This is a genomic window from Pseudomonas sp. GZD-209 (genome assembly GCF_049310485.1).
In the GTDB taxonomy this organism is placed as follows: Bacteria; Pseudomonadota; Gammaproteobacteria; order Pseudomonadales; family Pseudomonadaceae; genus Aquipseudomonas; species Aquipseudomonas sichuanensis.
The window spans coordinates 21,683-31,142 of the sequence record NZ_JBMOWQ010000129.1 but is presented as its reverse complement, the minus strand read 5'-3'; the positions used below and the strand labels follow the sequence as shown (position 1 = coordinate 31,142).

The 9,460-nt window shown below is 64.0% G+C and carries 7 protein-coding genes; 5 read left to right on the top strand and 2 right to left on the bottom strand.

From position 1 onward, the window contains the following. The first annotated feature begins 201 nt into the window (after positions 1-201). From pgi to ACO6VM_RS15575, 4 genes are all read left to right on the top strand, one after another. Positions 202-1,866 carry a glucose-6-phosphate isomerase gene (gene pgi / locus ACO6VM_RS15590; RefSeq protein ID WP_401060473.1) on the top strand — a complete coding sequence of 555 codons (1,665 nt, stop codon included), beginning with the start codon at positions 202-204 and terminating at the stop codon, positions 1,864-1,866. 227 nt (positions 1,867-2,093) lie between these two features. After that, positions 2,094-4,028, top strand: coding sequence for an acetate--CoA ligase (gene acs / locus ACO6VM_RS15585; protein ID WP_401060471.1), 1,935 nt, complete (start codon positions 2,094-2,096; stop codon positions 4,026-4,028). A gap of 40 nt (positions 4,029-4,068) precedes the next feature. Beyond that, positions 4,069-4,938 carry an oxygenase MpaB family protein gene (locus ACO6VM_RS15580; RefSeq protein ID WP_401060469.1) on the top strand — a complete coding sequence of 290 codons (870 nt, stop codon included), beginning with the start codon at positions 4,069-4,071 and terminating at the stop codon, positions 4,936-4,938. A gap of 78 nt (positions 4,939-5,016) precedes the next feature. After that, positions 5,017-7,953 (top strand): DUF748 domain-containing protein, encoded by a 2,937-nt coding sequence (locus ACO6VM_RS15575; protein ID WP_422403511.1) that lies wholly within the window; start codon positions 5,017-5,019, stop codon positions 7,951-7,953. Positions 7,954-8,160: 207 nt separating this feature from the next. Here ACO6VM_RS15575 and ACO6VM_RS15570 read toward each other — a convergent pair whose 3' ends face one another. Beyond that, positions 8,161-8,574, bottom strand: coding sequence for a VOC family protein (locus ACO6VM_RS15570; protein WP_125857402.1), 414 nt, complete (start codon positions 8,572-8,574; stop codon positions 8,161-8,163). Between the two features lie 60 nt (positions 8,575-8,634). Between ACO6VM_RS15570 and ACO6VM_RS15565 the strand changes: the two genes are divergently transcribed. Continuing rightward, positions 8,635-8,937, top strand: coding sequence for a putative quinol monooxygenase (locus ACO6VM_RS15565; protein ID WP_110995996.1), 303 nt, complete (start codon positions 8,635-8,637; stop codon positions 8,935-8,937). A gap of 79 nt (positions 8,938-9,016) precedes the next feature. Here the strand turns inward: ACO6VM_RS15565 and ACO6VM_RS15560 are convergent, their stop codons facing one another. Further along, complete coding sequence (locus ACO6VM_RS15560; RefSeq protein WP_125462544.1) at positions 9,017-9,367, bottom strand: BON domain-containing protein; 351 nt, start codon at positions 9,365-9,367, stop codon at positions 9,017-9,019. Between the last annotated feature and the right edge of the window lie 93 nt (positions 9,368-9,460).

Below are 9,460 nucleotides of genomic sequence, written 5' to 3'. Positions count from 1 at the left end.
CGTTGCTTTTCCCGTGGGGGGGGCACCCTTTGTTCCCCCCCCCCCCCCCCCCCCCCCCGCTCCCACGGAATCAGAATATTTCATCCCCCGCACCGCCCGCCCCCATTCCCGCTTCCCGGCCAATGCCTATAATGAGCAGCTTGCAACTGGCCATCCAAACCAGTGTCATAGCCTGACCATGCACCAAGGAAACCATCCGCAATGGCGTATTACCGTACTCCCCACGATGTGACGGCGCTGCCCGCCTGGCAGGCGCTTCAGCAACACCGCGACGCCATGCAGGGCTTCAGCATGCGCGAAGCCTTCGCCGCCGACGGCAAGCGCTTCGAACAGTTTTCCCTGAGCTGTTGCGGGTTGTTCCTCGACTACTCGAAGAACCTCATCAACGAGCAGACCCGCGAACTGCTGGTGAACCTGGCCAACGAAGTCGAACTGGGCGACGCCATCAAGTCGATGTTCAGCGGCGAAATCGTCAACGGCTCGGAAGGCCGCCCGGTGCTGCACACCGCGCTGCGCCGCCCGGTCGGCGACAAGCTCAGCGTCAACGGCGCCAACGTGATGCCGGAAGTGCACAAGGTGCTGAACCAGATCACCGAGCTGGTCGGTCGCATCCACGACGGCCTGTGGCGCGGCTACAGCGAAAAGCCGATCACCGACGTGGTCAACATCGGCATCGGCGGCTCGTTCCTCGGCCCGGAACTGGTCTCCGAGGCCCTGCTGCCCTATGCCCAGCGCGGTGTCCGTTGCCACTACCTGGCCAACATCGACGGCAGCGAATTCCATGAACTGTCGGCCAACCTGCGCGCCGAGACCACCCTGTTCATCGTCTCGTCGAAGTCGTTCAACACCCTCGAAACCCTGAAGAACGCCATGGCCGCCCGCACCTGGTACCTGGCGCAGGGTGGTTCGGAAGCCGAGCTGTACCGCCACTTCATCGCCGTGTCGAGCAACAAGGCTGCCGCCGTGGCCTTCGGCATCCGCGAAGAGAACATCTTCCCGATGTGGGACTGGGTCGGCGGGCGTTACTCGCTGTGGTCGGCCATCGGCCTGCCGATCGCCCTGGCCATCGGCACCGCCAACTTCAAGGAGCTGCTGTCCGGCGCCTACACCATGGACCAGCACTTCCAGACCGCACCGTTCGACAAGAACATGCCGGTGCTGCTGGCCCTGCTGGGCGTGTGGTACGGCAACTTCTGGGGCGCCAAGAGCCACGCGATCCTGCCGTACGACCACTACCTGCGTAACATCACCAAGCACCTGCAGCAGTTGGACATGGAGTCCAACGGCAAGAGCGTGCTGACCGACGGCACCCCGGTGAAAACCGATACCGGCCCGGTGATCTGGGGCGGCGTGGGCTGCAACGGCCAGCACGCCTACCACCAGTTGCTGCACCAGGGCACCCAGATGATCCCGGCCGACTTCATCGTGCCGGTGGTGAGCTTCAACCCGGTGGCCGACCATCACCAGTGGCTGTATGCCAACTGCCTGTCGCAGAGCCAGGCGCTGATGCTCGGCAAGACCCGCGAGGAAGCCGAAGCCGAACTGCGCGCCAAGGGCCTCAACGAAGCCGACATCGCCAAGCTCGCCCCGCACAAGGTGATCCCGGGCAACCGCCCGAGCAACACCCTGGTGGTCGAGCGCATCAGCCCGCGCCGGCTTGGCGCGCTGGTGGCCATGTACGAGCACAAAGTCTTCGTGCAGAGCGTGATCTGGGGTATCAACGCCTTCGACCAGTGGGGCGTGGAGCTGGGCAAGGAGCTGGGCAAGGGCGTGTACCAGCGCCTGGTCGGCAGCCTGGAAGAAAGCGCCGAGGACGGCTCCACCCAGGGCCTGATCAACTACTTCCGCGGCCGTCATCGCGGTTGATTCACCGGTAACACCCAAATCGCGGGGGGAGGACAGACCAAAACAAACACCCCCCCCCCCTCTCCGTTCGGAGCTGAACCCCCCACCCCAACGACTTCTTTGTGTGGGGGTGGGGGTTTTCTCCCCCCCCGCGATGCTTTTCAGCTCGGGGAACACCCCCACCTTCTACACTGTCCATCGAATAGCCGCCGCAGTCCCACTCCCCTACAAGAGCAGGACCACCCGCCATGTTCGATATCCGCAACTATCCCCAGGCCCTGGCCGTCTGCCAGGCCGCCGAATTGACCGACGGCGACTACCGCCGCCTCTACCGCCAGTCGGTGGAAAACCCCGACACTTTCTGGGCTGAACAGGCCAAACGCCTGGACTGGATCAAGCCCTGGTCCAGCGTGCAGCAATGCGACCTGAAAACCGGCACGGCGAGCTGGTTCGACGGCGGCCAGCTCAACGTCTCCTACAACTGCATCGACCGCCACCTGGCCCAGCGCGGCGAGCAGACAGCTTTGCTGTGGGAAGGCGACGACCCGAACGACAGCAAGGCCATCAGCTACCGCGAACTGCACCGCCAGGTCTGCCGCCTGGCCAATGCGCTCAAAGCGCGCGGGGTGAAGAAAGGCGACCGGGTCTGCCTGTACATGCCGATGATCCCCGAAGCCGCCTACGCCATGCTCGCCTGCACACGCATCGGCGCCATCCACTCGGTGGTGTTCGGCGGTTTCTCGCCCGACGCCCTGCGTGACCGCATCCTCGACGCCGACTGCCGCACCGTGATCACTGCCGACGAAGGGGTACGTGGCGGCAAGCGCATACCGCTCAAACAGAACGTCGACAAAGCCCTGGCCAGTTGCCCCAATGTCAGCAGCGTGCTGGTGGTTCGACGCACCGGGGGCGATGTGGCCTGGAGCAATGGCCGCGACCTCTGGTACCACGAGGCCACCGAAAAGGCCGGCGATGACTGCCCGCCCGAACCCATGGCTGCCGAAGACCCGCTGTTCATCCTCTACACCTCCGGCAGTACCGGCAAACCCAAGGGGGTGCTGCACAGCACCGCCGGCTACCTGCTGCAGGCCACGATGACGTTCAAGGTGGTGTTCGACTACCGCGACGGCGAGGTGTTCTGGTGCACCGCCGATGTCGGCTGGGTAACCGGCCACAGCTACATCGTCTACGGCCCGCTGGCCAACGGGGCGATCTCGCTGATGTTCGAGGGCGTGCCCAACTACCCCGACACCTCGCGCTTCTGGCAGGTGGTGGACAAGCACCGGGTGAATATCTTCTATACCGCGCCCACCGCCCTGCGCGCCTTGATGCGCGAAGGCTCAGGCCCCTTGCAAGGCACCTCACGCCAGAGCCTGCGCCTGCTCGGCAGCGTCGGCGAACCTATCAACCCCGAAGCCTGGGAGTGGTATTTCGAGGCGGTCGGGCAGCAGCGCTGCCCCATCGTCGACACCTGGTGGCAGACCGAGACCGGCGGCATCATGCTCACCCCTCTGCCCGGTACCCAGCGCCTCAAGCCCGGCTGCGCCACCCAGCCCATGTTCGGCGTGCAACCTGTATTGCTGGACGAACAAGGCAAGCTCATCGAAGGCCCCGGCGCCGGGCTGCTGGCGATCAAGGCCAGTTGGCCAGGGCAGATCCGCAGTGTCTACGGCGATCATCAGCGCATGGTCGACACCTACTTCAAACCCCTGCCCGGCTACTACTTCACCGGCGACGGTGCCCGCCGCGACGCCGACGGCGACTACTGGATCACCGGGCGCATCGACGATGTGATCAATGTCTCCGGCCACCGCATCGGCACCGCCGAGGTAGAGAGCGCGCTGGTGCTGCACGACAGTGTCGCCGAGGCCGCTGTGGTGGGTTACCCGCACGACCTCAAAGGCCAGGGCGTGTATGCCTTCGTCACCCCCATGAATGGTGTCACCCCGGACGATGCGCTCAAGGCCGAGCTGCTGGCGCTGGTCAGCAAGGAGATCGGCAGTTTCGCCAAGCCGGAGTTGATCCAGTGGGCCCCGGCCCTGCCCAAGACCCGCTCAGGCAAGATCATGCGGCGTATACTGCGCAAGATCGCCTGCAACGAACTGGACAACCTGGGAGATACCTCCACCCTCGCCGACCCGAGCGTGGTCCAGGGCCTGATCGACAAGCGCCTCAACCAGTAACCCGCGGCCCGGGCAGGGCTGCCCTGCCCGCAAGGTCGCCATGGAAGCCCTACGCCGCCGCATCGAAACCCAGGTCATGAGCCTTACCGGGCTGGCCCTCGGCCAGCTCGACCTGGAATCGCCCAAAGGCGACCCAGGGCTGTTCGGCCCTCAGAGCATCAGCTGGCAGGTGCACGGCGACTTCCCGAGCATGCTGGTGGGTGGCATCAGTGCGTTGATGTTGCAGCTGCTGCACCCACTGGCACTGGCTGGCGTGTGGGACCATTCGAACTTTCGCGAAGACCTGCTCGGCCGCCTGCGCCGTACCAGCCAGTTCATCTCCGGCACCACGTTCGGCTCGACCCGCGACGCCGAGTGGCTCATCGACAAGGTACGCACCATCCATCTCAAGGTGGTCGGCACCGCCGCGGACGGGCGGCCTTATGCCGCCAGCGACCCCGACCTGCTGACCTGGGTGCACGTGGCCGAAGTGAGCAGCTTTCTCGCCGCCCACCTGCGCTACCGCAACCCCGGCCTGCCCCGTGCCGATCAGGACGCCTACTACAACGAGATCGCCCTGATCGCCGAGCGCCTGGGCGCCCGCGACGTGCCACGCTCCTGCAGCCAGATCGAGGACTACCTGCAACGCATGCGCCCGCAACTGCTGTGTGATGCCCGCAGCCTGGAAGTGATCGACATCCTGTTCAAGGCCCCGGCGCCCAGCCGCCTGGCCGAGCCGGTGGGCAAACTGATGCTCAAGGCAGGGGCGGACCTGCTGCCAGGCTGGGCCCAGCAGATGCTTGGCCTGCTGCAAGGCCCGTTGGCCAGGCGCCTGATCCGCCTGGGCCTGGCCAACACCGCCCCGGTGCTGCGCTGGGCCATGCGCGACGGTTCGGCGCACCGCGCAAGGCGGCGCATGGGGATTGAATGAGGTGTTTTCCGACCCCGGCGGAACCTGTTGAACGTGCCATACTCCAAGCACTCCAGCCTGCTACAGACGAAGCGACACATGCACAAAGGATTGACTCGCGCCTTCGGCGCATTGCTGGCCCTGGTGGCCCTGTACAGCCTGCTCGGCTTCCTGATTCTTCCCGGCATCGCACTGCGCATTGCCAACCAGCAGCTGGCGCAACACGCCACCGTGCCGGCGCACCTGCAGCGCATCGAACTCAACCCGTTCAGCCTCGAGCTGACGCTGTGGGGCCTGCAGATCGGTGAGCCCGGCAAGGAGCAGGTCGGCTTCGAACGGCTGTACGCCAACCTGGCACTCGACAGCCTGTGGACCAAGGCCCTGCACCTGGAAGCCGTCGAGCTGGACAAGCCGCGCACCGAGCTGCTGTTCGCCAAGGATGGCAGCCTCAACCTGACCCAGCTGTTCAAGCTGCCAGCCAGCGAGCCGAAAGCCGAAGAGCCACCCAGCGACCCCTTCCCGCTGCGCATCGGCAGCATCAAGCTCAGCGAAGGCTACCTGCACTTCGAGGACCAGCGCCCCAGCGAGCCGATCGAGTTCATCTACGACTCGATGAACCTGGAACTCAAGAACCTCAGTACCCTGCCTGACGACAACGCCGACATGACCTTGGTGGCCAACGGCCCCAACGGCGGGCGTATCGATTGGAGCGGTACCCTGAGCCTCGCGCCGATCGCCTCCGAAGGCACGCTGAAAGTTACCGACGGCAAGATGAAAGCGTTCTGGCCCTACGTACGCGACGCTGTGCCCCTGGTGCTGGAAGATGGCGTCATCAACCTCGACACCCATTACAAGCTCAGCCTGGCCAAAGAGACCGAGCTGTTGCTGGACCAAACCGCCGTGCGCATTGCGCCGTTCGCCATCAAGGCCCCCGACGGCCGAGCGCTGGCGCGCCTGGCCAGCCTGGAGGTCAGCGAAACCTCCATCGACCTGGCCAAGCAGTTGGTGACCGTCGGCAAGATCCGCAGCGAAAAACTCGAAACCTGGGCGGCACTGGAGAAGGATGGCCAGCTCGACTGGCAGAAGCTGTTCGCCAGCCAGCCGGCCAAGGCCACCCCCAAGGAAAAGACCGAGCCTGCCGCCGCCGAACCCACCGACAAGGAAAAGGCCGCCAAGGCGCCGAGCAAGCCCTGGCAGGTGTTGCTCAAGGACGTACAGGCGCGCAACTACATGATCCATCTGGCCGACCGTAGCCAGAAGGAACCTGTGGCGCTGGACGTCGGCCCGCTCAACCTTGACCTGCAGAACTTCGACAGCCTCAACCAGTCGCCCTTCACCCTCAAGCTCGATACCGGCGTGGGCAAGCAGGGCAAGCTGCAGGCTGCGGGCGAAGTCAACCTGGCACCGATCACCGCCAAGCTCGACGTGGCCACCCGCGACATCGACCTGCGCGTGGCCCAGGCCTACATCAACCCGTTCATTCGCCTGGAACTGCGCAGTGGCATGCTGTCCAGCGACCTCAAAGTGAACCTGAAGAGCACCGAACCGCTGGCGTTCGATATTGGCGGCAAGGCCCAGGTCAACCAGCTGCACACCCTGGACACCATCAAGAACCGCGACTTCGTCAAATGGCAGCAGGTCAACGTCGATGGCCTGTCCTATGTGCATGGCGACGCCCTGTCGATCGACAAGGTGACCCTGCTGCAACCCTATGCGCGCTTCATCATCAACGAAGACCGCACCACCAACGTGAGTGACCTGCTGATCCCGCAACCCGCCGGGGCGCCTGCGGCCTCCCAGAGCAAGCCTGCCACTGCCGGCAGCAGCAAGCCGCTGGGCATCCGCATCGGCCAGATCAGCATCAACGACGGCTCGGCCAACTTCGCCGACCTGACCCTGACCCCCAACTTCGCCACCGCCGTGCAACAGCTCAACGGCCAGATCGGCACCCTCGACAACCGCAAGCCGCAACCGGCCAAGGTAGACATAAAGGGCAAGGTCGACCGTTACGCGCCGGTGACCATCAAGGGCGCGCTCAACCCGTTCAACCCGCTGGCCAGCCTGGATATCGCCACCAGCTTCAAGCGCGTCGAACTGACCACCCTGACCCCCTACTCGGGCAAGTTCGCGGGCTTCCGCATTCGCAAGGGGCGCCTGAACCTCGACCTGCATTACCTGATCACCAACGGCCAGCTGAAAGCCGAGAACAAGCTGGTGGTCGAGCAACTGCAGTTGGGCGAGAAGGTCGACAGCCCGGACGCGGTGGACCTGCCGATCCGCCTGGCAGTGGCGCTGCTCAAGGATACCGAGGGCAAGATCTCCATCGAACTGCCGATCTCCGGCGACCTCAACAACCCGCAGTTCAGCGTGATGCCGATCGTCTGGCAGACCCTGCGCAACCTGGTGCTGCGCGCCGCCCAGGCGCCGTTCAAGTTCATTGGCGGGTTGGTTTCTGGCGGTGGTGCGCAAGATCTGGGCAATGTCTCGTTCGCCGCAGGTTCAAGCGAGCTCAGCAGCGACGCCCAGGCCTCGCTGGACAAACTGGCCTCTGCGCTCAAGTCGCGCCCGGAGCTGCGCCTGGAGATCGAAGGTACCGCCGCCCAAGGCAGCGATGGCCCGCTGATCGCCCAGCAGCGCCTGGAGCGCGAATACCAGGCCACCTGGTACAAGGTACTGCAGCGCCGTGGCGACAAGGTGCCGGCCAATCCGTCACTGCTGGTGGTTGATGACAGCGACAAGCCGCCCATGCTCGAAGGCATCTATCGCACCCGGCTGAAGCAGCAACCGCCCGCCGAGTGGGAAAAGCTCGGTCGTGATGAGCGCACCACCAAGCTGCGCGAGGCGGTGATCAAGTCCTGGGCCGAGAGTGCCCCGCTGCTGCGTACCCTCGGCCAGGAACGGGCCAGCAGCATCAAGGACTACCTGGTGGACAAAGGGCAGCTCGAAGATGACCGGGTGTACTTCATCGACGCATCCCTCGGCCAGGCCGAGAGTGATGGCCGGGTGGTAACACCGCTGCATCTGGATGCCGAGTAACTCGGCATCCGCCCATACCGCCCGATGATGCCTGTGCTGGGCTCATCGCTGGCAAGCCAGCTCCCACAGGGATCGCGTGATCGTCAAGGTCAACGCCGTACCTGTGGGAGCCGGCTTGCCGGCGATGAGGCCGACAGCCACAGCACAGGTAAGTCGCTCCCAGCGGCGCAGGATCAGCCACACCTGCGATCGCCATAAATCAAACACTCAAACCAACCGCTGCCCCGACACCGACGGGTGATACAGCGGCTGTACCTTGTTCCCCGCCGGGTCCAGCAAATGGAAGCTGCGCGCACCGTCGCCGTGGTTGAACGGGCGGTCGAGCAAAGTTACGCCTTGAGCCTTGAAGTACTGGTACCAGGCCTCCAGCTCCTCCACGCTGTCGACGATGAAGCCATAGTGATCCAGGGTTTGCAGGCCATTGGCAGCACCTGCGCCTCGCCCCAACGAGAGGTTGTCGTTACCGCAGGTGAGATAGACCAGGTCCTCGTTGGCGCGATTGAGTACTTCCATACCCAGCACATCGACATAGAAGCGCTCGCACTCCTCCAGATTGGGCACCAGCAGGGCAATGTGGCGCAGGCCGTTGAGTCGGCCCGGGCGGGCAGGTAGATCGGTCATGGTCAGGACTCCATTTTTGTATACAATTCGAGTGCGAATTTAAAACAAAAGGAAGCGCCTGTGTATAGCCTGTTTATCAAGACGCGCGTGAAGCCCGGTACGACCGAAGCCTTTCTCAGCGCCATCAAAGCCAATGCGGCTGCCTCGGTCGCTACCGAGCCAGGCTGCCTGGTGTTCGATGTGTCGGTGGACCGCGAAGACCCGCAGGTGATCTACCTGTACGAGATCTACCGCGACGACGCGGCCTACGAGGCACATACCCAGACCGCGCACTTTCGCGACAGCCGGCCATTGGTGGAGCCGTTGATCCTGGAGCAGGTGTGTTTCGAGAGTGATGTGATCGCCCGCAATCCCGGGGTCTGATGCATAAGCAAAAGCCCCGGCAGGTGCCGGGGCTTTTGCGTCAAAAGTGGCCAATTCCCTTTGGCCGACGGGACATCCCTTATTCGGACTTCAGGCCATCAGCCGAGACGGCCTGTACGCCCTTGATTTTCTTGGCGATGGCGATTGCCATCTCTTTCTGCGCATCGGTAATCGCCGTTTCGGACGACAGCGACACAACGCCCTTGTTGGTTTCGACCTTGATATCGCTGCCCGGTACGCCTTTCTCGGTCATCAGGTCAGCCTTCACCTTGGTGGTGATCCAGGTATCGGAGGTAGCTTCCTTGGCTTTGGTCACCTCACCGGCCGCAAGCGTCATCGGGGCCTGGGTGGACTGGGCAGCAAACGCCGCGTTAGCCATGGTCAGGGTCAGCGCGGTAGCAGTAGCGGCAGCAATGGCGAATTTCTTCATGAGAGTCACTCCTGTTTTTCGAAAGGTCTGCGCCGTGGTTCCTGGCGTCAGGTAGGAGTGATATTGCAGGGGCTGTGCCAGGTTTTTGTATTT

What these genes read in the sequence shown, in the direction of transcription:
- pgi (WP_401060473.1), top strand. Translation starts at nt 202, where the DNA reads ATGGCGTATTACCGTACTCCCCACGATGTGACGGCGCTGCCCGCCTGG.
- acs (WP_401060471.1), top strand. Translation starts at nt 2,094, where the DNA reads ATGTTCGATATCCGCAACTATCCCCAGGCCCTGGCCGTCTGCCAGGCC.
- ACO6VM_RS15580 (WP_401060469.1), top strand. Translation starts at nt 4,069, where the DNA reads ATGGAAGCCCTACGCCGCCGCATCGAAACCCAGGTCATGAGCCTTACC.
- ACO6VM_RS15575 (WP_422403511.1), top strand. Translation starts at nt 5,017, where the DNA reads ATGCACAAAGGATTGACTCGCGCCTTCGGCGCATTGCTGGCCCTGGTG.
- ACO6VM_RS15570 (WP_125857402.1), bottom strand. Translation starts at nt 8,574, where the DNA reads ATGACCGATCTACCTGCCCGCCCGGGCCGACTCAACGGCCTGCGCCAC.
- ACO6VM_RS15560 (WP_125462544.1), bottom strand. Translation starts at nt 9,367, where the DNA reads ATGAAGAAATTCGCCATTGCTGCCGCTACTGCTACCGCGCTGACCCTG.